The organism is Streptomyces sp. NPDC006208, assembly GCF_040613775.1.
In the GTDB taxonomy this organism is placed as follows: Bacteria; Actinomycetota; Actinomycetes; order Streptomycetales; family Streptomycetaceae; genus Streptomyces.
In genome coordinates this window covers 20,052-42,134 of the sequence record NZ_JBEXSW010000028.1, presented here as the reverse complement: position 1 = coordinate 42,134, position 22,083 = coordinate 20,052, and the positions used below count along the sequence as shown (strand labels likewise).

The following is a 22,083-nucleotide window of genomic DNA, read 5'->3' as shown; positions in this document are numbered from 1 at the left end:
TCAGCCGAGATGAGCGAGACCTCTGTGCAGCTGACCGTGCACCGGATGACCTGGGAGGCGGAGGGCGTTCTGTCCGTCGAGCTGACCCATCCCGACGGCAAGCCCCTTCCCGCCTGGACACCCGGCGCGCACATCGACGTCCATGTGGGCGGCCGGATCCGCCAGTACAGCCTGTGCGGCGACCCCCGGTCCACGGCGGCCTACCGCATCGGCGTCCTCGACGAGCCCGCGTCGCGGGGCGGTTCGCGGTACGTGCACACCCAGCTGCGCCCCGGACAGACCGTTACCGTCTCCGAGCCGCGCAACCACTTCGCGCTGGAGGACGCCGCCGGACATGTCTTCGTCGCGGGCGGCATCGGCATCACGCCGCTGCTCGCCATGGCCCGCGAGAGTGCACGACGCGGTGTGCCGTGGCGCATGGTGTACGGCGGGCGCAGCCGCGCATCGATGGCCTTCACCGATGAACTGGCCGCTCTGGACGGCGAGGTGACCGTCGTCCCGCAGGACGAGCAGGGCCACATCGACCTGGACGCCGCCCTCGCGGGACTGCCCGCCGACACGCTCGTCTACTGCTGCGGCCCGGAGCCCCTGCTGGCCGCGGTGGAGGAGAGGTGCCCCGCCGGGCAGCTGCGCCTGGAGCGGTTCGCCGCACCCGTCGTGGAACGCACCGGGGACGACGAGGTGTTCGAGGTCGAGTGCGCCGTCTCGGGGCTCACCCTCACCGTCGACGCCGACACCTCGATCCTGCAGGCCGCGGAGGACGCGGGCCTGAAGGTCGACAGCTCCTGCCGGGACGGCATCTGCGGCTCTTGCGAGACCCGGGTGCTGGCCGGCACCCCCGACCACCGCGACTTCCTGCTCAGCGAGGCCGAGCACACCGCGAACGCCACGATGATGATCTGCGTCTCGCGCTGCGCCACCGGCCGCCTCGTCCTCGACCTGTGAACCGACCGTTGGAGGCCCCGATGACCACCGCCCCCTGGCCGTACCTGGACGCTCACCAGTCCCGTACGCACGAACCCACCCCCTACGAACACAAGCTGGCCGCCACCCTCGAAGAGGTCTTCACCAAGGACGGCCACGAACTCGCCGACGTGATCCGTGGACTGAACTCCCGTCAGCTCCACGCCCCCGACGGCACCCCGTGGACCGAGGAGTCCTTCCGCGCCGAGATGCACCGCCTGGGAGCCTGACCATGACCCTGTCGACCACCGCCACCGCCGAGCACATCTACGCCACCGGCCTGCGCAACCAGTGGCACCCCGTCGTCCCCTCCGACTTCGTCGCGCCCGGCGCGATGCGCAAGGTCACCGCGCTCGGCGAACAGTGGCTGCTGTTCCGCCGCTCCGACGGTGTCCTGTCGATGCTCGCCGACCGCTGCCCCCACCGAGGCGCCCCGCTGTCGCTCGGCAAGCACCTCGGCGACCGGGTCGCCTGCTGGTACCACGGTGTCGAGGTCGAGACCGACGGCACCGTCTCGTCCGTCCCCGGCCTGCCCGGCTGCAATCTGGAGGGCAAGAAGCTCGTCACCTCACTGCCGGTGCGTGAGATCGCCGGCGTGATCCTCGCCTACTTCGGCGACGAACAGCACCCGGAGCCCGCCGAACTCATCCTTCCCGACCCGCTCACCGACCCCGAGGTCGAGCCGATCCTGTGCTACGCCGAGTGGAACGTGCCGTGGCGGTACGCCATGGAGAACCTCCTCGACCCGATGCACGGCGCGTTCCTGCACCACGAGTCGCACACGATGTACGACGGGGACACGACGGCAAAGTTCCGGATCCGCGAGACCCACCGCGGCTACTTCTTCGAGAAGACCGACCAGCGAGGCGTCAACTTCGACTGGGTCGAGCTGTGCCGCACCGGCATCGACTGGGTCGATCTGTCCATCCCGTACCCGCCCTCCGCCGGTCCCGGGGGAGCCTTCGGCATCGTCGGCGCGGCCTGCCCGGTCGACGCCGAACGCACCGGGGTCTTCTTCTGGCGTTACCGCCGCGTCCAGGGCTGGCAGCGCGACACCTGGCGCTTCCTCTACAAGACGCTCATCGAGAAGCGGCACTGGGAGGTCCTCGAGCAGGACCGCGTCATGCTGGAGGCCATGCCGGCCGACGCCGACCAGCGCGAGAACCTCTACCAGCACGATCTGGGTGTCGTACGGCTGCGCCGTCTGTACCGGGCGCAGGCCGAGGCACAGTCCGCGGCCGCCGACGGGTGACCCGAGCGGGGGTACTCAGCCGGCGGGCTCCTCGTCCGACACGAGGATGGAGTGCTCCAGCTTGCGCAGCAGCCGCGCGAGCTGGCGGCACTCGGCGGGGGACAGCTCGCCGAGCATCCGGCGTTCGTTGTCGAGATGTTCGGCGAACACCTCGTCCACCTTGGCGAGCCCGTCGTCGGTGAGCCGCGAGTAGACGACCCGCCGGTCCTCCGCGTCCCGTTCCCGGACGATCAGCCCGTCCTTCTCCAGCCGGTCGATCCGCAGCGTGACACCGGCGGACGAGACGAGTCCCGAGTCGGCGAGCTGACCTGCGGTCAGCCGGTACGGCTTGCCGGCCCGCCGCAGCGCGGTGAGCACGTCGAAGCCCGCGACCGAAAGGCCGTGGCGCTCGATGGACGACGTGAGCCGAGTGCTGTAGCGCAGATACGAGCGGTGCAGCCGGGCGAGGACCTCCAGCGGGCTGGTGTCCAGCTCGGGCCGCTCCCGTGCCCAGTCCTCGATGACATTCGCCACGGCGTCCCGATCGGCCGCGGCCCTGCGCTCCGCCATCCCCGCCCCCTCGTACGACCGTGCGTATCGCTGCTTCGGGGCGTCCATGTCCCACGCCCCTGAAAATTCTACCCCTGAGGCGATCGGCTCTCTCCGGCCCGCCGGAGGGCGGGCCTGCAGCCCGTGGTGGCTTTTCAGCTGTCGGATGTCACCACCGGGATCTCCGCCCAGACCTGCTTGCCGCCGCTGAGTGGCACCGAACCCCAGGACGCCGTCGTCGCCTCGACGATCAGCAGCCCGCGCCCGCCGGTCGCCTCCCAGTCCACCTCTCCCGTCGGCTTGACGGGGCTGCGCGGCGACGCGTCGTTCACGGCGATCCGCAGGCGGTCCGCGGACAGCGTCAGGTCCAGCCGTACCTCGCCCTGGGTATGGGCGATGCCGTTGGTGACCAGTTCGGAGACCACCAGCAGAGCCACGTCCAGTTCGTTCTTCAGCCCCCAGGAGCGCAGCGTGCGTGCGGTGAACCGGCGGGCGTGCATGACGGCGTTGGGCAGCCGCCACACCGTCCAGTGGGTCCGTACCGGCCGCACCCGCGTCCCGTCGTAGCGCAGCAGCAGCACCGCCACGTCGTCGTCGCGCCCGTTCGCTCCCCCGAGCAGTTCGTCGGCGACGAGGCCCGGGTCGGCCGGGTCCGTCGCGGCGAGCAGCTCGCAGACGCGGCGCATGCCGTCCTCCAGATGGAGCTGGGCCGATTCGACGAGGCCGTCCGTCAGCAGGGTCAGCAGGGTTCCCGGGACCAACCCGGCCTCGGTCATGGCGTATTCGGCGTCCGCGAGCACGCCCAGCGGCGGGCCGCCCTCGACCTGCAGCTCCTCCGCGTGGCCGTCCGGGTGGCGCAGTACGGGCGACAGGTGCCCCGCGCGTACGAACCTGGCGATGCCCTCCTCCATGTCCAGGTCCACGTACAGGCAGGTGGCGAAGAGATCGGTCTCCATGCCGACGAGCAGACGATTGGCGCGGGCGACCACCACATCCGGCGGATGGCCCTCGACCGCGTACGCCCGCACGGCCGTGCGCATCTGGCCCATGATGGTGGCGGCTCCGGCGCTGTGCCCCTGGACGTCCCCGATCACGAGCGCCACATGACCGTCGCCGAGCGGGATCACGTCGTACCAGTCGCCGCCCACCTCGAGCCCGACGGTCGCCGGCAGATACCGGGCGACAGCGACCCCTCCGGCCAGTTCGGGCAGCGTACGGGGCAGCAGGCTGCGCTGCAGCATGGTGGCGAGCTCGTGCCCGGCGTCCAGGGCGTGCGCGCGCATCAGGGCCTGACCCACCAGACCCGCGGCCGCGGTCAGCAGCGAGCGCTCCTCGGGGCCGAACCGGTGCTCTTCGTCCCAGCCCACCAGGCACACCCCGACCATCCGGCCGTCGGCGGGCAGCGGCAGCACCGCGAGCCCGCCCGGCCCGATACCGGCGAGCCCGGACTCCAGGCCGGCGCCCGGGGGCCACAGGCTCACATGGCCCTCCCGCAGCGCGTTGCGCAGCGTGGGCAGGCTCTGCAGGGACGCGTCGGGCCATTCGGAGCGCCACTCGGAGCGCCAGATGCCGGGCCAGGCCTCGTGCTCCGGCGGATCGAGCATGGTGACGAACAGCCGCTCGGCCTCCAGCTCGGCGACCGCGATGCGGTTGGCGCCCAGCGGCTCGCGCAGGGCGGTGACCACCAGTCGGCTGACGTCACGGATGGTGGTGGCCCCGGCCAGCCTGGCGGACAGGCGCTGGACGATCGAGACCTCGTCGGCGCTGGGGCGCAGGTAGGCGGCGTCGGCGACCACGCCGAGGATGCGTTCCGGGGCGCCGGTGGCGTCGACCTGGACACGGCAGCGCAGTCCGAGCCAGCGAAGTTCGCCGCCCGGCCGGCGTATCCGGAAGGCCAGCTGGTCCCCGTCCGGGGACAGGCGGCCCGGTTCCACGATGGCCATCAGTGCGGGGATGTCATCGGGCACGGCGCAGGCGAGAAGGGTCTCGACCTGTCCGTCGAAGTCGTCGCGGGCAATACCGAGGAGACTCAGCACCTGTGCGTCCGCGTCCATGGCGCCGGTGGCAAGCTCCAGGGTGAAGGCGCCGCCTTGCAGTGGCATCAGCTTGGGGCCCAGATGGGCACGTGGCTGCGCCCGCCCGGCGACGCGGGCCGCGACCGATTCGAGCCCGGCGGCCACCTGGTCGGCGTACAGCTCCAGAAGGCTGCGCCGGTCGGCGTCGAAGCCGTTCGCCACCTCGCCCGCGACCACCAGGCAGCCCAGCTCCCCGTTGCCGCGTCCCAGGGGCAGCACGCCCATCGAGATCTTGGCCGACGGTCTGCCGGCGGTGCCGATCAGCGTGGCGTCACCCCCGTTGGCGTGGTAGGCAGCGACCTCCTGCGGACTCAGCCACAGCGGGCGGCGGGACCGGAAGGCCTCTGCGGCGGGGGACTGCCCGGACAGGCCCAGAACCGCGGGCAGCCCGTACGAGAGGCCGCGCTCGCCGACCGTCTCGGCCAGGTGCAGTTCGTCGCCACCCTCGGCGAGTACGTAGACGGCTGCCATTTCGGCCCCGCAGAACGCAAAGTTGTGCCGAGTCAAAGTCTGTATCACCTCCACACCCGCCGGGCGACACTGCCCACTCCCCATGGTGGCGCTCGCAGGACTGCGGGAGCTAGTCAGGAGGGGAGGGTGATGCCACCGGCAGACGGCATCCGCCTTAAGTTTGTTCACGACACGTGTCCGTTTGGTCATCTTATGTAGCGATTTGGGGTCATTCGGCCCTAGCGTCAGCTCATGACGAAACGACAGTTGATGTACCTCGGATGCGCAGCCCTCATGGCCGCCACGGGACTGGGCGCCGCGGCACCCGCCCCCGCCGAGGTCACACACCACCTCACGCACTTCGTACGTGCCGGCCAGTCCATCCAGGCGGCTGTGGACGCCGCACTGCCCGGAGACACCGTCACCATCGCTCCAGGGACCTACCGCCAGAGCGTTGTGATCAAGAAACACAACCTGACTCTGCGGGGGACGGGCGGACGGACCGTGCTGAAGCCGGCCGCCGCGTCCTCCAAGAACGCCTGCGCCAAGTCCGGCAACGGGATCTGTGTCCTCGGCACGCGGGCACTGCCCGTCAAGGGGGTACGGATCCAGTCGCTGACCCTGTCGGGATACAAGAAGAGCGGGATCTGGGCCACCGGCACCGACCGTCTGACGGTGCAGAGGGTGTACTCCGAGAGCAACAAGGTCTGGGGCATCGCCCAGGAGTGGTCGACCCGCAGCGTTCTCACCCACAACATCGCCCGCAAGAACGGAGACGCGGGCATCTTCGTCGCGAACACCGTCACACTCGAAGCGGGGGCGACCGACACCGGCGGCACGGTCGTCGGACACAACCTGTTGTTCGACAACCGCATCGGCGCGACCATCCGCCGCGTCAGGAACCTGACCGTCCAATACAACAGCATCTCCGGGAACTGCGCCGGTGTGTTCGTGGTGGGCGACGAGTCCAAGCCCCGGGCAGGCGACCTGACCGTCCGCGGCAACCGCATCAGCTCGAACAACAAGTACTGCAAGGCCACCGCCCGGCTCCCGCAGATCCAGGGAACGGGGCTCGTCCTCACCGGCGCCGAGGACACCCTGGTGGACTCCAATCTGATCTGGGACAACGTCGGCAAGTACCCGCTCTCCGGCGGCATCGTGCTGTTCAAGAGCTTTGTGGGCGCCGCCAACACCGGCAACGTGATCCGAGGCAACGTCGTGCTGCGCAACGGGCCGGCGGACCTCGCCAACCGCGACGTCGGCACCGGCAACCAGTGGACGGCCAACATGTGCCGGGTCTCCCAGCCCGGAGGCATGTGCTGACCGGTCCGCAGACGCGGACCGGACCGGCCGGGCCACTCGGCCCGGCCCCCCACCTCACGAGAAACGAGAGGGTATGACGACCGTAAGTACCACCCCACAGCCGGCCATGCGGCTGCGGGAACTCGTCTTCGGGGCGGCATGTGCCGCGGCGGTGCGCGCGGCGGCCAGGCTGCGCGTCGCGGACGCGCTGGGGGAGGAACCCGCCACCGCCGAGGAACTCGCGGCTGCGGTGGGCACCGAGCCGAGAGCGCTGCGGCGGATGCTGCGCGCACTGACCTGCTACGGCGTCTTCACCGAGCAGGAGGACGGCCGGTTCGTCCACACCGAGATGTCCCGGATGCTGCGCGAGGACGATCCGCACAGCCTGCGCTACATCTCCCTGTGGTGCACCGAGCCCTGGACCTGGGACGCCTGGCCGCGGCTCGACGAGGCGGTGCGGACCGGCCGCAGCGTCTTCGACGAGCTGTACGGCAAGGGGTTCTTCGACTATCTGCACGAGGACGCCCACGAGTCGGCCCATGTCTTCAACCGGGCCATGACCACCTCCAGCATGCAGTCGGCGCAGGACGTCGCCGATCTCCTCGACCTCACCGGAGCCTCGACGGTCGCGGACATCGGCGGCGGCCAGGGGCACGTACTGGCAAGCCTCCTGGAGAAGTACGGGGATCTGCGCGGAACGCTGCTCGACCTGCCCCGAGTGGTTGCGGGCGCAGATCCACGGCTGCGGGACGGCGGCGCGCTGGCCGACCGGGTCACCATCGTCCCCGGGGACTGCCGGGATTCGATCCCCGTCGAAGCGGACGTGTACATCATCAAGAACATCCTGGAGTGGGACGACGAGAGCACGCGCAGAACCCTGCGCAATGTGGTCGCGGCGGCCCGTCCGGGAGCGAGGGTGGTGGTCATCGAGAACCTCGTGGACGACTCCCCGTCGATGAAGTTCACCACCTCCATGGACCTGATGCTGCTGCTCAACGTCGGAGGCGCCAAGCACACCGAGCGGAGCATGATCAACCGTATGAAGGACGCCGGCCTGACGGTGGGCGACGTCCGCCCGGTCAACGCCTATCTCCACGCGTTCGACAGTGTCGTCCCCGGCTGAAACGCCCGGGACGCGCACAGCACGCCGGCCCCGCGAGAACCGCGGGGCCGGCGTGCTGTGCGCGGGTCACGCCTTGGCGGCGGCGCGTTCCCAGCGATAGAACTCGTGCGCCATCGCGTCCTTCGGAGTCCGCCAGGTCTGCGGGTCGTACGGACTGACGAAGGCCGCGAGCCGGTCGCTGACATCGCGGAAGGCAGCGTGTTCGGTCACCTTGGCGATCGCCGGGCCGGGGGGCCGGTCGGCCTCGATCAGATGCAGGTAGACGTCGCCGAACTGGAACAGACTGCGCCGGGTGACCCCGACGAGGTGCGGCAGTTCGCCGCCGTCGGAGGCCGCGAACACCTCGGCGATGTCGGTGGCCGAATCGGGCGCCATTCGGGCGACGATGAGAGCTCGATGCATCGGGGGGAGTCCCTTCGGATGCCTGTCGGGTTGGCTGTCGGGGGTGGGGCGGCGGTCAGCGGGGCGTGACCGGGGCGGACTCGCGGGTGCGGGCGCGCTTCTCGATCTTGTCCCGGATGAGATCCATCTGGACCTTGGAGTTGCGGTTGATGTTGTCGGTCATCCACGCGTCGTCGACGGGGGCGTCCGGCTTCATCGCGAAGTCCTGCGTCCAGTGCATCAAGGTGCCTTCGGGCGTCTCGGTGTACTCCCAGCGGATGTCCATGTGCTGGAAGGGTCCCGTCTCCACCCGGCGGGCACGCACCGTGCGCGCGCTGCGGTCGACGACCCGCTCCGAGACCCAGCTCCACACGGTGCCGTTCTCGTCCGGATGCATGGTGAGGCGGAACAGCGTCCTGTCGTTGTCACGCTCGAGGACGTCGACGGACGCGTACTCGCTGAACAGCGAGGGCCAGTTCTCGATGTCGTTGGTGACGTCCCAGACCAGATCGATGGGGGCGTCGATGACGACCTTGTTCTCGGTGTGCCCGGTCACTTCAGGCTCCTGCCATGAGGGAGTTGTTGACGAGGTCGAGGAATTCGCGCGGGGTCTTGCAGCGGTCGGCGTCGGGCGGCAGCGCCCGGCCGTACCTGTTCTCCAGCTCCCCGACGATGCCCAGCAGACCGAGCGAGTCGAGGCCGTAGGCGTCGAACGGCGTTTCCGGCCGGCCGCCCATTTCCTTGGGGTCGACCGTGATACCGGCGCTCTTCATCAGAACAGCCAGTTGGTCGATGGTCAGTTGCGCGGTCATGAGGCAGTTCTCCTTCTCACGAGGGGGTGTCGGCGGCGTGCCGCAGCACGAGCGCCGCATTCGATCCCATGAGTCCTCGGCTCAGCACCAGGGCCGTACGCAGCTCGGCGGGGCGAGCCGCGCCGGTCACCATCGCAAGGTCGTGGCACACGTCGAAGACATGGGGGGTGGGCGGGATCAGACCGCTTTGCAGCGCGAGCACCGCGGCGGCCGAATCGAGCACCGGCGCTCCGCAGTAGGCACGGCCCGTGCCGGTCTTGGGTGCGGTCACGGGCACCCGCCGGCCGTGCGGGCCCAGGGCGTCGGCGATCGCCAGCGCCTCGGCCCGGTCGGCTTCCGGAGTGCCCAGCGCGTCCGCGAAGACCACATCGATCTCCTCGGGTGTGCAGCCGGCTTCGTCCAGCGCACCGGTGATCGCCCGGGCCAGGCCCTCGCGGGACTCCTCCCACCGGGATGCCCCGCTGAACGTCGCCGCGTGGCCGGCCACGGTCGCCCGGATCGGTGCGCCCCGCTCACGGGCCGCCGACTCCGCCTCGACGACGAGCATGCCGCCGCCCTCTGCGGGCACGAAGCCGCAGGCGGTGGCGGTGAACGGGCGGTAGGCCCGCTCCGGTTCGTCGCTCGTGCTCAGTTCGCGGTAGCCGAGCTGGCAGACGAGCGAGTACGGCGCGAGCGGCGCTTCGGCCGAGCCGACGACGACCGCGTCGGTACCGCGTCCGATGGCCCTCGCGGCGTGCGCGATGGCGTCCAGGCCGCCGGCCTCGTCGCTGCACACGACACCGCACGGACCCTTGAACCCGCCGCGGATCGAGATCTGGCCGGTGCTCGCCGCGTAGAACCAGGCGATGGACTGGTACGGACCGACGTAGCGCGACCCCTGCCCCCACAGCCGTTGCAGCTCACGCTGGCCGAACTCACCGCCGCCGGAACCGGCGGCGGTGACCACGCCCACGTCGTACGGCGAGTCGCCGTACTTGCCCGCGGCGATCCGCGCATCGGCGAGCGCGAGGTCGGCCGCAGCCATCGCGAAGTGGCTGAACCGGTCGGTCTGGACGAGGAAGCGCTGCTCGATGAGCGATTCGGGGTCGAAGCCCCGGACCTCTCCGGCGATCCGGAGCGGCAGATGCCCGCAGCCCTCTCGCGTGATGTGGTCGAGAACGCTGATGCCCTCCCGAGTGGACTTCCAGAAGGTTTCGACACCCACTCCGTTGGGGGCGACCACACCGATTCCGGTGATGACTGCACGCCGGTCATTGGAACTCATGCTCTCCTCCCACCTGGTCGGGTGAGCACGACCGCGGACTGGAAGCCGCCGAAGCCGCTGCCGACCGACAGCACGCTGCGCAGCTTGAGGGGGCGCGCGGTGCGCGGCACATAGTCGAGATCGCACTCGGGGTCGGGGGTCTCGTAGTTCGCCGTCGGCGGCACCACCTGATGGGCGATGGCCAGCACGCAGGCGACGACCTCTATGGCTCCGATCGCGCCGAGCGAGTGGCCCACCATGGATTTGATGGAGCTCATCGGCACCTTGTAGGCGTGCGCGCCGAGCGATTCCTTGACCGCGGCCGTCTCGTGGCGGTCGTTCTGCTGGGTGCCCGAGCCGTGCGCGTTGACGTAGTCGATGTCCGATCCGTTGAGGCCGGCCTGGTCCAGCGCGTGGTCGATCGCGCGGGCCATCTCCAGGCCCTCCCGGGTGAGACCCGTCATGTGGTGGGCGTTGCCGAACGTGGCGTACCCGCCGATCTCGCAGTACACCGTGGCCCCGCGGGCCCGGGCGTGCTCGAGTTCCTCCAGAACCAGTACGGCTCCTCCCTCACCCATGACGAACCCGTCGCGGTTGGCGTCGAAGGGGCGGGAGGCATGGGCCGGGTCGTCGTTGTTCGGCGAGGTCGCCTTGATGGCGTCGAAGCAGGCCACCGTGATCGGTGAGATCGGGGAGTCCGACGCTCCGGCGATGCAGACGTCGACCCTGCCCTCCGCCACGGCCTGGAAGGCGTAGCCGATCGCGTCGAGCCCGGAGGTGCAGCCCGTGGACACGGTCTGCACCGGGCCGTGGGCGCTGGTCTGCTCGGCCACCTCCGAGGCGAGGGCGCTGGGAGAGAAGGCCCGGTGGAGATGGGGTGCTGCCTCGCTGTGGTCGACGTCCCAGCGCCGGCCGGAGCTGCTGACCTTGACGTAGTCCTGCTCCAGACGGGTGGTGCCGCCGACCGCGGTGCCGAGCGAGACGCCTATGCGCCAGGGATCCTCCTTCTCCGGGTCGAGCCCGGCGTCCTGAAGGGCTTCCCGGGCCGCGACCATGGCGAACTGGACGTACCGGTCGGCGCGCTGGATCTGTTCCGGGTCCAGTCCGTGGGCCAGCGGGTCGAAGTCGCACTCGGCGGCTATGCGGGAGCGGAACCCGGTCGGGTCGAAGAGCGTGATGCCCCGCGTCGCGGTCCTGCCGCTGGACAGCAGGTCCCAGAACGCGGGTGTCCCCACGCCGCCCGGAGCCACGACACCGACTCCGGTCACTGCCACGCGTCGTGTCATGAAACGGACCCCGTTCGTTCCGGCGGCCGCTGGCCGGCACCTTCCTCGGCCGGCGTCTCCTCGGTGTCGACATGGCCGAGTTCCGGGCGCGGGGCCAGCGGCCCCAGGTGGAAGACCATCCGGGCTTCCGTGCTGCCCACATTGCGGAAACGGTGCCGTACGTACGCCGGGATCAGCAGACCCTGATCCGGTCGGAGCGGATGCGCCTCGCCGTCGAGATCGACTTCGAGCATTCCGCTGACGACGTACACGAACTCCTCGGAGTACGGGTGGTAGTGCTCACCGATGCGCTCGCCGGGCTCCACGATCGCGAGGCCCATGAAGCCGCTCGTGGCACCCACCGTGGTGGGTGTGAGCATGGCGCGCAGGTCACCGCCGCGCCTGCGATTGGGCTGGGTCTCGCTGAGATCGACGATGCGATGGGGTGTGGTCATGACTGCTTCCTCCACGTGGCCGATTGGCGTGGGTGCCAGCGGTGCGGTAGCGACCGCTGGGGATCCGGGCGAGCGGGTCAGGCCCGGCGGTCGGTGATCAGACGCATGTCGGCGCTCGCGAGGAAGCGCGACATCCGTTCTTCGTCGGTGAGCGAGCTGTTGGTGCCCAGCGCGTCGTGGTCGATCAGACGTGCGAGCACCGCTGCCTTGCGGGGGCCTTGCGCGCCGAGTGCGATCATCGGTGCCGAGTCGAGGGAGCCGCGTGCATCGACCAGCCGCACGACGATGTCGTCGCGCTGGAAGATGGTGCTGCTGTCGATGGGAGCCGAGGGGTCGTCGGCGGCGGCCTCGTCCTGCTGCGCGAGCAGCCGTGCGAGTGCCATTCCGCAGCCGGGCTTGGCCGGGTAGTACAGCGCATGCCGCTTGACGGTGGCGTGCTCGCCGCCGGCGGTCGCCAGATGGTGCACCGCGGGGAGCGCCGCCCGGGTGAAGAACACCCGTGCGGAGTTCGGGTCGTCGAGGTCCCGGTCCTGCTCCAGGTACGGGTTGATGGCCTCCTCCACCGCCCTGACCTCGGGCTGCTGGGCCACATGGCGCAGGGCGGCGAGCAGGTCTCCCTGCACCTCGATGGCCCGTACGACCCGGTTGCCGTGCATGAACAGCGAGGTGCGGCGCAGCCGTGTGCCGGAGTCGACCTGGGGCTCGGGCGAGGTGTAGCTCGCCAGGATGTCCGCGACGACCGGCTCACTTCCCGGCTTGACCGTGAAGGTGATGGCGTGGCGTACCACGCCGTCGCCCACCCGCGGTGCAGACTGGAGACCGGTGCCGCTCCGCGCGGCCTCCGCCGTCGCCTGGAAGTTGCCGGTCTCCCGCAGGACGCTGAAGCGCAGCGACCGTGTGTCGCGCACACAGTCGTGCAGCGGCCGCACGGTTTCGACGTGCTCCTCGCTGTTCACCCAGGCGAGGAAGGGCGGCGCGCTCTCCCATTCGCTGGTGATCAGCCACTGGGAGGGGTTTTCGATCGACTGGCAGAGCTGGTCGCTGACATGGCCGGCTACCGATGCCACCTGATTGCGCATGTGTTCGTACGCCGTCAGGAAGCGTTGCTGGGCCCCGTCATGGAGGTCCAGCAGCAGAACGACTCGCAGCCGCGAGCCGTCAAAGGCTGATTGAGACACACGCTCGGACAGCATTGTCATGTTCCACGCATCTCCTTGACGCTGAGGCCGTCACATCCCGTGGCACGACGTCCCCTTTCGGGGACCGGGCGAGGATCCGGCGCGAATGGACGACCGGTCACCACCAGCAGGAGGTGCCGGTCCGGATTCGATCCTGTGCCGGTACCTCAGGTGGCGCGAGATGTGTGAACCAGGTGGGTGAAGGGGGCGATCGAAGCGCTCCTGCCAGGGCATGGAAACTCCATCCCCCCTACCGGCGGCTGGAGCAGGAGCATCTGATGGAAGAAAAGGTCGACGAACGCGTACCGGTCCTCATCGTGGGCGGTTCCCTGGTGGGGCTGTCCGCTTCCCTGTTCCTGGGCCGGCTCGGTGTCGAGCACATGCTGGTCGAGAAGCACGTGAGCACGTCGATGCATCCCCGCGGACGAGGCAACAACGTGCGCACGATGGAACTGTTCCGGGGGGCCGGCGCCGAGCAGCTCATCCGTGAAGCCGCGTCCGTACTCGCGGACAACCACGGCATCCTCCAGACATCGTCCCTCGTCACGGACGAGGGGGAGTGGCTGCTCAAACAGGTCGAGTCGGGCGCGGCACTGGCGAAGTTCAGTCCTGCCGGGTGGTGCGTGTGCAGTCAGAACGATCTGGAACCCGTACTCCTGGAGTGCGCACTCAAGAACGGGGGAGACCTGCGGTACTCCACCGAGCTGCTGTCGTTCGAGCAGGACGCGCAGGGGGTCACCGGTGTGCTCCACGAGCGGGAGACCGGCAGGCGCCGGACCGTACGCGCGGACTATCTGATCGCGGCGGACGGGCCCCGCAGCCCCGTCCGGGAGCGCCTCGGCATCGGGCACACAGGACCCGGCGACCTGTTCCACAACGTGAGCATCACCTTCCGCTCGCTCGGTCTGGCCGATGTCGTCGGAGACCGGCGCTTCATCGTGTGCTACCTGACCGATCCGGAGGCGGACGGCGCTCTGCTGCCCGTGGACAACGTGGAGAACTGGGTCTTCCACGCGCCCTGGCAGCCCGAACTCGGCGAGACGCTCGAGGACTTCACCGACGAGCGCTGCATCGAGCACATCCGCAGGGCGACCGGCGTCGTCGGCCTCGATGTCGAGATCACCGGCAAGGCTCCCTGGCATGCCGCCGAGCGAGTGGCGGAGCGGTACTGGGACGGCCGGGTCTTCCTTGCCGGGGACTCCGCCCATGAGATGTCCCCGACCGGCGCGTTCGGCTCCAACACGGGCATCCAGGACGCGCACAACCTGGCGTGGAAACTCGCCGCCGTCCTCGACGGCAGCGCAGGCCCCGGCCTGCTGGCCTCGTACGAGGAGGAACGCCGCCCGGTGGCGCAGGCCACGAGCTCGCGGGCCTCGGCGAGGTCGAAGGAGCACAGCCACCCGGGTTACGCCCCGGCACCCGGAGTCGGGGCCGGGAAGCAGGGCGGAATGCTCACGGTCGCCATGGGCTACACCTACCCGCGGGGCGCTGTGCTCGGGGCCGACCCCCAGCAGCCCGTCGTACCCGCACGGATGAGTCTGTCCGGCGGGCCCGGTACCCGGGCCCCGCACCTGTGGCTGCACGAGCAGGGCTCGGTTCGCATGCGCTCCACGCTCGACCTGTACGAACGGTCCTTCGTCCTGCTGACGGGTGACGGCAACGGCGGCGCGGCATGGCACGAGGCGGCAGCGGCGGTGGCCGCCCGGCTGTCGGTCACCCTGGACGCCTATCGGATCGGGGACGGGCGGGACGCGGATCTGGTCCCCGAGACCGGCGTCGACTGGGCCCGGCTCCACAGCACCACGTCCGACGGCGCCGTGCTGGTACGCCCGGACGGGTTCGTGGCCTGGCGGTCGGCCGGTGCGGTGGCCGACGCCGAGGCGGTGCTCATGGAAACCATGAGGACGCTGCTGTACCGGGCCTGACGTCGCCCGGTGTCCGCCGGTGTCCCGCTACGGGGCACCGGCGGACCGCTGCACGGCCCCGGTGACAGGGCGAGGTCAGCCCTCGAGGCGGCGCAGCCGTTCGGCGTCACAGGTGCGCGGACAGGTGGCGCAGGCCTCAGCGGGCCGGATCGTGTAGTAGAGGCAGCAGCCGAGGCGCGTGCGGGTCGGGTACGTCTGCCCGTCACGACCCGTCAGCAGCCGGAAGCCGGCGCCTGAGGGGAACGGGGCGACGGGCCCCGGCAGCAGCCGGCCGGCCTCGTGCACGGCCCGGTCCTCCTCGCCGAGCATGCGGCCGAGGTACCACACGCCGGAGACCAGATCGTCGCCGGCCATGCCCCACAGCGCCCGCGGCCCGCGCCGTACCCGGGGCGCGAGGGCCTCCAGCAGCGGCCGCACATGATCGGCGACCGCCGCGCGCAGCTCCGCGCGCAGGGCTTCCTCGTCGGGCACGACCCTCACCCCCGGCTGGGCGGCCGCGGGATCGCCGGGCAGGCAGGCGAAGCGGCCCGGAACGACCTCGTACGCATCACTCGTGCGGCTGTGCCGTACCTCGTGAGGGTGAATCCGCGGTACCCGCCGCTCCAGGTACCAGGGGCCGCTCATCAGCAGGCTCACGGACCACAGGTAGCCGTGCAGGGCACGCGAGGCGACGACGTCGGGCCGGGCGGTGTGGTCGTACCGGTCGCGGATGCGGGCCGCCTCGGCGTCGAGGAAGGCGTCGAGCAGTTCGGCACGGCGTAGCAGTTCGGCCCCGTCGGCCCAGCCCTGGCCGGCCGGTGTCCGGGGGGCCGCGACGCTCAGGTTCAGTGCCGGACACACGGTGGCGAGACGGCGGAAGGCCGAGCCGAGCAGAGCGGAGCAGCTCACGGCAGGTTCGGCCGGCGCCGGCGCCGGGGCCAGGATCACGGGCTAACTCCTCGAACGGCATGCACATCGAACGGCACGGCGAACCGCCGTGCGATTAGGGAAGGCTCACCTTACCCACAGTGAAGGGTGGGGGTGTGAACCGGCGCCCCGTTTCCGGGAATTGGCGTGTTTAGGAATGCCTAACCTAAGCTCTCGCCTCGTGATCCAGAACTGCCGGGGCGCCCGGCGCGGACACCCGTCCCCTGTCGTCCGTGCGAGCGGAAGGTGATCCCTTCATGGAGCTGTACCTGCTGGCCCTGAACCCGACCGACTCGGTGACCGAGGGGTTTCTGCCCGCTGCCCGCCGTCTCGGCATCGATGTCACGCTGCTCACCGACCAGCCGGATGCGCACGACGCCGACCCCGCGGTCGATGTCCTGGAGTGTGACGTACGTGACTTCCGGGCGGTGATCACCTCGATCTCGGCAGGCCGGGCGCCGGACGCCGTCTTCACCAACAGCGACCATCTGCAGACCCAGGCCGCGCTCGCCGCCGACTACTTCGGGCTCCCTGCCAAGCCCTGGCAGGCCGCCCTGCGCACCAAGAACAAGGCGGAGATGCGCCGCCGGCTCGCCGCGGCCGGGATCGATGCCGTCCGGTCGGCGGAAGTCGCCCCGGGGCAGGACCCGGCCGCCGTACTCGCCGCACTCGACCTGCCGTTCCCCTGCGTGGTCAAGCCGCGCGAGGGAGTGGCCAGCGAGGACGTCGTGCTGGCCGACGGGCCGGCGGAACTCGTGGAGCGCTGCAAGGAGATCCAGGCGCGCCGCCCGCGGGCCGCACTGGTCGTCGAGGAATATCTGCCCGGCGAGCTGTGCACCCTGGAAACCCTCGGTGACGGCGAACGCCTGCACGTGCTCGGCGGCTTCCGCACCGAGCTGTCCCCGCCCCCGTACTTCATCGAGGAGCGGCTGGCGTACGTCCCCCGCCACCCCGAGCCGGTCGTCGCGCAGGTCCTCGCGCAACTGGACGCGCTCGGCGTCGGATTCGGCGCCTGCCACACCGAGTTCACCGTGCACGAAGGGCGCGCGCGCCTCATCGAGGTCAATTACCGGGCCATCGGCGACCAGTGCGACCTGCTGCTCGCGGACCTCCTCGGCATCCCGCTCTTCGAGCACATCCTCCGTACGCATCTGGGGCAGCCCCTGCCCGCCGATCTGGGGGCGCGCTCCGATCGCGCCGCCCGTCTCGACTATCCGTACGCGCGGTGCGCCGGCACCCTGACCCGCGCACCGGCCCCCGTTGAACTCACCGTCGATGACGTCCGTTTGACGTACCGCCCGATGCGTCAGGTGGGGGAGCGGCACGATGTGTACCACACAAACCGCGACATCCTGGGGGTCGTCAGAGCCATCGGCACCGGCCAGGAGTCCGTCGACCTGGCCGTGGCCGGCTTCCTCGGCTCGCAGCAGTGGGAGATCACACCGTGACGGTGACGACGGAAGAAGCTTCGCGCACGGATCTGCTGCTGCGTGTCCTGAGCGCCCTGCTTCGCGAGGACGTCGTCGGCCTCCGCAGCCGCAGCACCCCCGTCGAAGAACCGGACGGCACCTGGCTGCGCCTCACCGCAGCGGACGGCGGCGCGTTGCTGCTGCCCGTGCGCGCCGACGGGTTCCAGTGCGCGACGGCGGCCCGGCTCCCCCTGCTGCGCCGCGAGCCCGACGGAGCCGAACTCACCACGGCCGAGGGCATACTGGACGCGCTCGCCGCCCTCGCGGACCAGGAGGACCGAGCCGGTTTCGCGGCCTTCCTGGACGAATGTCACGATGCTCTCGATGCCCTGCGGCTGCACGCCGAGACCCGCGACGAGATCGCCGGACTGCTCTCGGCCCGCCATGGCGACGACCCCGCCGACTGGACCGGCCCCGCCGGGGGCCTCGCCCACGACACACTCGCCGCCCGCGCCGACCACCCCGTCTATCCGACCGCGCGCGGCCGCTCCGGACTCACTCCCCGCCAACTACGCCAGTACGCACCGGAGTTCCATCCCCGCTTCCCCCTGCGCTGGCTGGCCCTGCCCAAGGATGCGGTCACGGCACAGGGCCTGCACCCGGACAGGGACGGAGTGTGGCCCGCTCCCTCCGTCCTCGGGCTGCCCGGTGCACTCGACGCCAGTCATCTCACGCTCCCCGTGCACCCGTTGACCGCCGAGGGACCCCTGCGGGAAGCGCTGCGCGCCACCGGGCTCGACACGAAGGCCTTCCTCGCGGACCGGCCCCATCTGCAGGCCGTGCCGACGCTGTCGATGCGCACCGTCGCCCTCACCGCGCACCCCCGCGTCCATCTCAAGCTTCCTCTCGCCACCTCCACCCTGGGCCTGCTCAACCGGCGCACCATCAAGCCCGGCAGCCTGTGCGACGGCGCCGCGGGCCAGCGGCTGCTGGAGACGGTCATCGCCCGGGAACCCCGCTTCCGGGGCACTGTCCTGCACGCGGACGAGACCGCCTTCGCCCATGCCGGGCACGAACTCCTCGCAGCACTGCGGCGCATCCTGCCCGCCGGCCTGGACGACGCCGTCGTCGTGCCGTTGGCCGGCCTGCTCGGCCGGGCCCCCGGCGGCCGCCTGGTGATCGACCGTCTCGCCGACCGGTTCTACGACGGCGACCCGCTCGCGCTCCTCGATGCGCTGCTCACCCTGCTCCTCGACTGGCAGACCACACTCTTCGGCTACGGCATCGCCCTCGAGTCACATCAGCAGAACATCTCCCTCGTGCTCGACACCGCCGCGGGAAGCCCGCGACTGCGGCTGCTGCTCAAGGACAACGACGGCCCGCGCATCAACGCCGCCCGGCTGCGCGCCGCCCTCGGCCCCGACGCACCCGGCCCGGCCGCCTTCGACGACAGGCGTATCTTCGGCGACAGCGACGGCCCGGTCACCGACCTGTTCACCACGATCACCGTCCATCTGTGCGCCGGCGCCTACGCGTTCGGGCTCGCCGCGCATGGCCGCGCCCCGCTGGAGCGGCTGCTCGCGCTCGTACGCGACCGCCTCGGCGAAGCCGTCGAGCGGCTCGGCACCCGCCCCGGACAGCCCGGGGCCGTGCTGCGCGCCCAGGTACTCGACGCACCGCGGCTGCCCGTCAAGGCCATGGTCACGGCGGGCACCCTGCTCACCAAGGCCAGATCGGGAGCAGCGGACATCAACAAGCACTACACCACCGGACCCAACTACCTGTTGCGAGGAGCGTGACCCGGCGATGGCCACCACGATCCCCCGCCCGCCGGCCGCGCCGGCGCGGCTCACGGCACTGCCCACCGCCGACCGGGCCGTGTCCCACACCCTCCTGAACTGTCTGCTGCGCGAGGTGTCGGGACCCGAGCGACAGACCGCCGTCATCGGCGGCCATCTGCTGGTGCGTCTGCCGCGCCGCGGCGACACCCTGCGTGTGGCCCTGCGCCGTACCTCCCTGCTCGGTGCCCACCGCTTCACCGGACCGGTCATCGAGCAGACGGCACGCGGCTGGGCCGAGACCGACTGGAGACGGCTCGCCGAACACATCCACGGCGAACTGTCGTTGCGTTCCGGGGCCGCCAACGACGAGTTCCTCGGGCAGGTCGCGGCAAGCCACCGCGCGGTCCGCGCCGCCCTCGCGCAGGCGCGCCCCGAGACGCCGGCCGGGGACCGCCTCGCGACCTACCTCGCCTCCGAGCAGTCCCTGCTGTTCGGGCACCGCTTCCACCCCACCCCCAAGGCCCACGGCGGCGACCCCGCCTCCTGGGCCGCCTATGCCCCGGAGACCGGAGCAGGCTTCCCGCTGCGGCTGCTCGCCGTGCGCGACGACCTGATCGCCGAGGAGCGCGCCGAGCCCGGCGCCGCCGACCCGCTCGACCGACTGGGGACCGCGCCCGCCGGCCACCGGCTGCTGCCCGCGCACCCGTGGCAGTACGAGTTGCTGCGCACGCGGCCCGCCCTGCGGCAGGCACTCGAGCGCGGCGACGTCCTCGACCTCGGCCACGGCCCGAAGCGGTTCACCCCCACCGCCTCCGTGCGGACCGTCTACGACGGCACCACCTTCCTCAAGTTCAGCCTCGACATCCGCATCACCAACTGCGTACGCAAGAACGCCCATTACGAACTCGCGGGTGCCGTCGCCCTCACCCGGCTGCTCGGCCCGGCGCTCTCCGATCTGGCCGACCGCTTTCCCGGCACCGGCCTGCTGCGTGAGCCGGCCTATCGCACCCTCACGCTCCCCGGCCCCGGCGGGCGCCCCGACCGCACGCTGCTGGAAGGCCTCGGCGTGATCGTCCGCGAAGGACTCGACCGCCACCTGCGGCCCGGCACCACCGCCCTGCTCGCGGCGGCCGTCGCCGACGAGTACCCCACCGGCCCCGGCCACATCTCGAGGCTGCTGCCCGCCGCGGACCCCGAGGCGGCCCTGTCGTGGTGGAGGGAGTACCTGCGGCTGCTGGTCCCTCCCGTACTCGCCGCGTACTTCGACCACGGGCTCGTCCTCGAACCCCACCTGCAGAACGTCCTCGTCTGCGTCGACGCCGACGGCAGGCCGGCCCAGGTCCTCTTCCGCGATCTGGAGGGCACCAAGCTCGTCCCCGAACACCACGCCGACACCCTCGCCGCGCTGCCCCCTGACGTCGCCGCCCCCATGACGTACGACGCCGGACGCGGCTGGGACCGGGTCGTCTACTGCCTCCTGGTGAACCACGCGGCCGAGATGCTCGCCGCCATCGCCGACCTGTATCCGCACACCGAGACCGAGCTGTGGGCACAACTGGGCCGCACGCTCCAGGAGTACGGCGACACGCACGGCTGCCCGCCAAGGCTGCGGGCGCTGTTGGCCGGCGCGCCCCTGCCCGCCAAGGCCAATCTGCTCACCCGCTGGCAGCGCACCGCCGACCGCAGCGCCGGCTATGTCCGCCTGCCCTCCCCCCTCGCGCCGGACGCACAGTCCCGCGTCCCCCGCACGGATCCGGACGGAAGCACCCGATGACCGCCCCCACCGCCCCCGTCCGTGACCGGGCCCTGTCCCTCGCGGGGCACGAGTTGCCCGCCTACATCTACGACCTCGGGGCACTGCGCGAGCACGCCGCCGCCGTCCGGTCGGCACTGCCGGAGCGGGTGGAGCTGTACTACGCGGCCAAGGCCAACCCCGAACCGGAGATCCTCACCGCACTCGCCCCCTACGTGCACGGCTACGAGGTCTCCTCCGGCGGCGAGCTGGCCCATGTCGCCGCGTCCGTCCCGGACCGCCCGCTCGCCTTCGGCGGCCCGGGCAAGACGCCCGACGAGATCGCCGCCGCCCTGGAACTCGGCGTGGCGCGTTTCCATGTGGAGAGCGCGTACGAACTGCGCATGCTGGCCGAGCTCGCCTCCCGCACGGCACCCGGCCGCCGGATCGCGGTGCTGCTCCGCTTCAATCTGCCCCTCGCCGCCGGCTCGCTCGAAGGCAGCGCACTGACCATGGGCGGCCGCCCCACGCCGTTCGGCATGGACCCGGCCGAGGCGGACGAGGCGGTGCGTGCACTCACCGACGGCAGCCGTCCGCAGCTGGAGCTGCGCGGCATCCACGCCCACCTGGCCAGCGGTCTCGCGGCTGCGGAGCAGCTCGCCGTGGCCGAAGCCGTGGTCACCTGGGCGGCCGGCCTCGCGGCCCGCCACCGCATACCGCTCCACGAGGTGAACGTCGGCGGCGGCATGACCGTCGACTACGCCCGACCCGAAGCCCGCTTCGACTGGGCCGCCTTCGGCACCGGCCTCGCCCGTATCGCCGCAGCCCACCCCGGCCCGCTGCTGCGCATCGAGCCGGGCCGCGCCCTGAGTGCCTACTGCGGCTGGTACGCCACCGAGGTGCTGGACGTGAAGCACAGCCATGGTGAGGACTTCGCCGTCGTCCGCGGCGGCACCCACCATCTGCGCACCCCGGCGACCAAGGGCCACGACCAGCCGGCCGCCGTGCTGCCCGTGGACACCTGGCCGCACCCCTGGCCCCGCGCGGCCGCCTCGCAGGACGTGATCACCCTGACCGGACAGCTGTGCACCCCGAAGGACGTCCTTGCCCGCCGGGTGCCGGCCGCGGGGCTGCGCGCGGGGGACCGCGTGGTGTTCGCGCTGGCCGGGGCGTACGCATGGAACATTTCGCACCACGACTTCCTCATGCACCCACGACCCGGATTCCACTTCCTTCCGCCCGCGTTCTCGGAGCCCACGCCGCCGCTCCGGCCATGACGTGCCCCGCCCGTCGCGCTCGGCGT

At 71.1% G+C, this 22,083-nt stretch carries 20 protein-coding genes; 10 read left to right on the top strand and 10 right to left on the bottom strand.

The genetic code is table 11. From position 1 onward, the window contains the following. Window positions 1-9 precede the first annotated feature (9 nt). From ABZ208_RS23020 to ABZ208_RS23010, 3 genes are read left to right on the top strand one after another with little or no spacing between them, the layout of a single operon-like run. Window positions 10-945 carry a PDR/VanB family oxidoreductase gene (locus ABZ208_RS23020; RefSeq protein WP_356911329.1) on the top strand — a complete coding sequence of 312 codons (936 nt, stop codon included), beginning with the start codon at window positions 10-12 and terminating at the stop codon, window positions 943-945. Window positions 946-965: 20 nt separating this feature from the next. Further along, on the top strand, window positions 966-1,193 hold the full coding sequence (locus ABZ208_RS23015; RefSeq protein ID WP_356911328.1) for a recombinase-like helix-turn-helix domain-containing protein: 228 nt from the start codon (window positions 966-968) through the stop codon (window positions 1,191-1,193). Window positions 1,194-1,195: 2 nt separating this feature from the next. Further along, the gene (locus ABZ208_RS23010) at window positions 1,196-2,215 is read left to right on the top strand and encodes an aromatic ring-hydroxylating dioxygenase subunit alpha (protein ID WP_356911327.1); all 1,020 of its coding nucleotides are present in this window, start codon (window positions 1,196-1,198) and stop codon (window positions 2,213-2,215) included. Between the two features lie 15 nt (window positions 2,216-2,230). Here ABZ208_RS23010 and ABZ208_RS23005 read toward each other — a convergent pair whose 3' ends face one another. Together ABZ208_RS23005 and ABZ208_RS23000 are read right to left on the bottom strand one after the other, a co-directional pair. After that, the gene (locus ABZ208_RS23005) at window positions 2,231-2,764 is read right to left on the bottom strand and encodes a MarR family transcriptional regulator (protein WP_328406086.1); all 534 of its coding nucleotides are present in this window, start codon (window positions 2,762-2,764) and stop codon (window positions 2,231-2,233) included. A 134-nt stretch (window positions 2,765-2,898) separates the two neighbouring features. Next, window positions 2,899-5,289, bottom strand: coding sequence for a SpoIIE family protein phosphatase (locus ABZ208_RS23000; protein WP_356911326.1), 2,391 nt, complete (start codon window positions 5,287-5,289; stop codon window positions 2,899-2,901). A gap of 231 nt (window positions 5,290-5,520) precedes the next feature. On the opposite strand from ABZ208_RS23000, the gene ABZ208_RS22995 reads away from it, so the two are divergent. After that, complete coding sequence (locus ABZ208_RS22995) at window positions 5,521-6,591, top strand: right-handed parallel beta-helix repeat-containing protein (RefSeq protein WP_356911325.1); 1,071 nt, start codon at window positions 5,521-5,523, stop codon at window positions 6,589-6,591. Window positions 6,592-6,664: 73 nt separating this feature from the next. After that, a complete protein-coding gene (locus tag ABZ208_RS22990; RefSeq protein WP_356911324.1) occupies window positions 6,665-7,693 on the top strand; it encodes a methyltransferase in 1,029 nt (342 codons plus the stop codon). A 66-nt stretch (window positions 7,694-7,759) separates the two neighbouring features. Here the strand turns inward: ABZ208_RS22990 and ABZ208_RS22985 are convergent, their stop codons facing one another. From ABZ208_RS22985 to ABZ208_RS22955, 7 genes are all read right to left on the bottom strand, one after another. Further along, the gene (locus tag ABZ208_RS22985) at window positions 7,760-8,095 is read right to left on the bottom strand and encodes a TcmI family type II polyketide cyclase (RefSeq protein ID WP_328403698.1); all 336 of its coding nucleotides are present in this window, start codon (window positions 8,093-8,095) and stop codon (window positions 7,760-7,762) included. A gap of 55 nt (window positions 8,096-8,150) precedes the next feature. Beyond that, a complete protein-coding gene (locus tag ABZ208_RS22980) occupies window positions 8,151-8,630 on the bottom strand; it encodes an SRPBCC family protein (protein ID WP_356911323.1) in 480 nt (159 codons plus the stop codon). A gap of 1 nt (window position 8,631) precedes the next feature. Next, window positions 8,632-8,886: an acyl carrier protein gene (locus ABZ208_RS22975; RefSeq protein ID WP_356911322.1), complete on the bottom strand. Its 255-nt coding sequence runs from the start codon at window positions 8,884-8,886 to the stop codon at window positions 8,632-8,634. A gap of 16 nt (window positions 8,887-8,902) precedes the next feature. Beyond that, entirely contained in the window at window positions 8,903-10,150 is a 1,248-nt protein-coding gene (locus ABZ208_RS22970) for a ketosynthase chain-length factor (protein ID WP_356911321.1), read from the bottom strand. Further along, window positions 10,147-11,415 (bottom strand): beta-ketoacyl-[acyl-carrier-protein] synthase family protein, encoded by a 1,269-nt coding sequence (locus ABZ208_RS22965; RefSeq protein WP_356911320.1) that lies wholly within the window; start codon window positions 11,413-11,415, stop codon window positions 10,147-10,149. Before ABZ208_RS22965 ends, ABZ208_RS22970 begins: the two co-directional genes overlap by 4 nt. Then, complete coding sequence (locus tag ABZ208_RS22960; RefSeq protein WP_356911319.1) at window positions 11,412-11,849, bottom strand: cupin domain-containing protein; 438 nt, start codon at window positions 11,847-11,849, stop codon at window positions 11,412-11,414. Before ABZ208_RS22960 ends, ABZ208_RS22965 begins: the two co-directional genes overlap by 4 nt. 77 nt (window positions 11,850-11,926) lie before the next feature. Further along, a complete protein-coding gene (locus ABZ208_RS22955; protein WP_356911318.1) occupies window positions 11,927-13,048 on the bottom strand; it encodes a SchA/CurD-like domain-containing protein in 1,122 nt (373 codons plus the stop codon). A 257-nt stretch (window positions 13,049-13,305) separates the two neighbouring features. Here ABZ208_RS22955 and ABZ208_RS22950 point away from each other — a divergent pair, with 257 nt between their 5' ends. Further along, window positions 13,306-14,952, top strand: coding sequence for an FAD-dependent monooxygenase (locus tag ABZ208_RS22950; RefSeq protein WP_356911317.1), 1,647 nt, complete (start codon window positions 13,306-13,308; stop codon window positions 14,950-14,952). 75 nt (window positions 14,953-15,027) lie between these two features. Here ABZ208_RS22950 and ABZ208_RS22945 read toward each other — a convergent pair whose 3' ends face one another. Continuing rightward, window positions 15,028-15,879 (bottom strand): (2Fe-2S)-binding protein, encoded by an 852-nt coding sequence (locus ABZ208_RS22945; RefSeq protein ID WP_356911316.1) that lies wholly within the window; start codon window positions 15,877-15,879, stop codon window positions 15,028-15,030. Window positions 15,880-16,115: 236 nt separating this feature from the next. Between ABZ208_RS22945 and ABZ208_RS22940 the strand changes: the two genes are divergently transcribed. The 4 genes from ABZ208_RS22940 to ABZ208_RS22925 are packed head-to-tail and all read left to right on the top strand — an operon-like array spanning window position 16,116 to window position 22,057. After that, a complete protein-coding gene (locus tag ABZ208_RS22940; protein WP_356911315.1) occupies window positions 16,116-17,306 on the top strand; it encodes an ATP-grasp domain-containing protein in 1,191 nt (396 codons plus the stop codon). Beyond that, entirely contained in the window at window positions 17,303-19,066 is a 1,764-nt protein-coding gene (locus tag ABZ208_RS22935; protein ID WP_356911314.1) for an IucA/IucC family protein, read from the top strand. Before ABZ208_RS22940 ends, ABZ208_RS22935 begins: the two co-directional genes overlap by 4 nt. A gap of 7 nt (window positions 19,067-19,073) precedes the next feature. Next, the gene (locus ABZ208_RS22930; protein WP_356911313.1) at window positions 19,074-20,822 is read left to right on the top strand and encodes an IucA/IucC family protein; all 1,749 of its coding nucleotides are present in this window, start codon (window positions 19,074-19,076) and stop codon (window positions 20,820-20,822) included. Continuing rightward, the gene (locus ABZ208_RS22925; RefSeq protein ID WP_356911312.1) at window positions 20,819-22,057 is read left to right on the top strand and encodes a type III PLP-dependent enzyme; all 1,239 of its coding nucleotides are present in this window, start codon (window positions 20,819-20,821) and stop codon (window positions 22,055-22,057) included. The genes ABZ208_RS22930 and ABZ208_RS22925 overlap by 4 nt, the downstream gene beginning before the upstream one ends. Window positions 22,058-22,083 lie beyond the last annotated feature (26 nt).

What these genes read in the sequence shown, in the direction of transcription:
- ABZ208_RS22925 (WP_356911312.1), top strand. Translation starts at nt 20,819, where the DNA reads ATGACCGCCCCCACCGCCCCCGTCCGTGACCGGGCCCTGTCCCTCGCG.
- ABZ208_RS22940 (WP_356911315.1), top strand. Translation starts at nt 16,116, where the DNA reads ATGGAGCTGTACCTGCTGGCCCTGAACCCGACCGACTCGGTGACCGAG.
- ABZ208_RS22985 (WP_328403698.1), bottom strand. Translation starts at nt 8,095, where the DNA reads ATGCATCGAGCTCTCATCGTCGCCCGAATGGCGCCCGATTCGGCCACC.
- ABZ208_RS23005 (WP_328406086.1), bottom strand. Translation starts at nt 2,764, where the DNA reads ATGGCGGAGCGCAGGGCCGCGGCCGATCGGGACGCCGTGGCGAATGTC.
- ABZ208_RS23015 (WP_356911328.1), top strand. Translation starts at nt 966, where the DNA reads ATGACCACCGCCCCCTGGCCGTACCTGGACGCTCACCAGTCCCGTACG.
- ABZ208_RS22995 (WP_356911325.1), top strand. Translation starts at nt 5,521, where the DNA reads ATGACGAAACGACAGTTGATGTACCTCGGATGCGCAGCCCTCATGGCC.
- ABZ208_RS22965 (WP_356911320.1), bottom strand. Translation starts at nt 11,415, where the DNA reads ATGACACGACGCGTGGCAGTGACCGGAGTCGGTGTCGTGGCTCCGGGC.
- ABZ208_RS23020 (WP_356911329.1), top strand. Translation starts at nt 10, where the DNA reads ATGAGCGAGACCTCTGTGCAGCTGACCGTGCACCGGATGACCTGGGAG.
- ABZ208_RS22955 (WP_356911318.1), bottom strand. Translation starts at nt 13,048, where the DNA reads ATGACAATGCTGTCCGAGCGTGTGTCTCAATCAGCCTTTGACGGCTCG.
- ABZ208_RS22960 (WP_356911319.1), bottom strand. Translation starts at nt 11,849, where the DNA reads ATGACCACACCCCATCGCATCGTCGATCTCAGCGAGACCCAGCCCAAT.
- ABZ208_RS22990 (WP_356911324.1), top strand. Translation starts at nt 6,665, where the DNA reads ATGACGACCGTAAGTACCACCCCACAGCCGGCCATGCGGCTGCGGGAA.
- ABZ208_RS22975 (WP_356911322.1), bottom strand. Translation starts at nt 8,886, where the DNA reads ATGACCGCGCAACTGACCATCGACCAACTGGCTGTTCTGATGAAGAGC.
- ABZ208_RS22950 (WP_356911317.1), top strand. Translation starts at nt 13,306, where the DNA reads ATGGAAGAAAAGGTCGACGAACGCGTACCGGTCCTCATCGTGGGCGGT.
- ABZ208_RS22930 (WP_356911313.1), top strand. Translation starts at nt 19,074, where the DNA reads ATGGCCACCACGATCCCCCGCCCGCCGGCCGCGCCGGCGCGGCTCACG.
- ABZ208_RS23000 (WP_356911326.1), bottom strand. Translation starts at nt 5,289, where the DNA reads ATGGCAGCCGTCTACGTACTCGCCGAGGGTGGCGACGAACTGCACCTG.
- ABZ208_RS22970 (WP_356911321.1), bottom strand. Translation starts at nt 10,150, where the DNA reads ATGAGTTCCAATGACCGGCGTGCAGTCATCACCGGAATCGGTGTGGTC.
- ABZ208_RS23010 (WP_356911327.1), top strand. Translation starts at nt 1,196, where the DNA reads ATGACCCTGTCGACCACCGCCACCGCCGAGCACATCTACGCCACCGGC.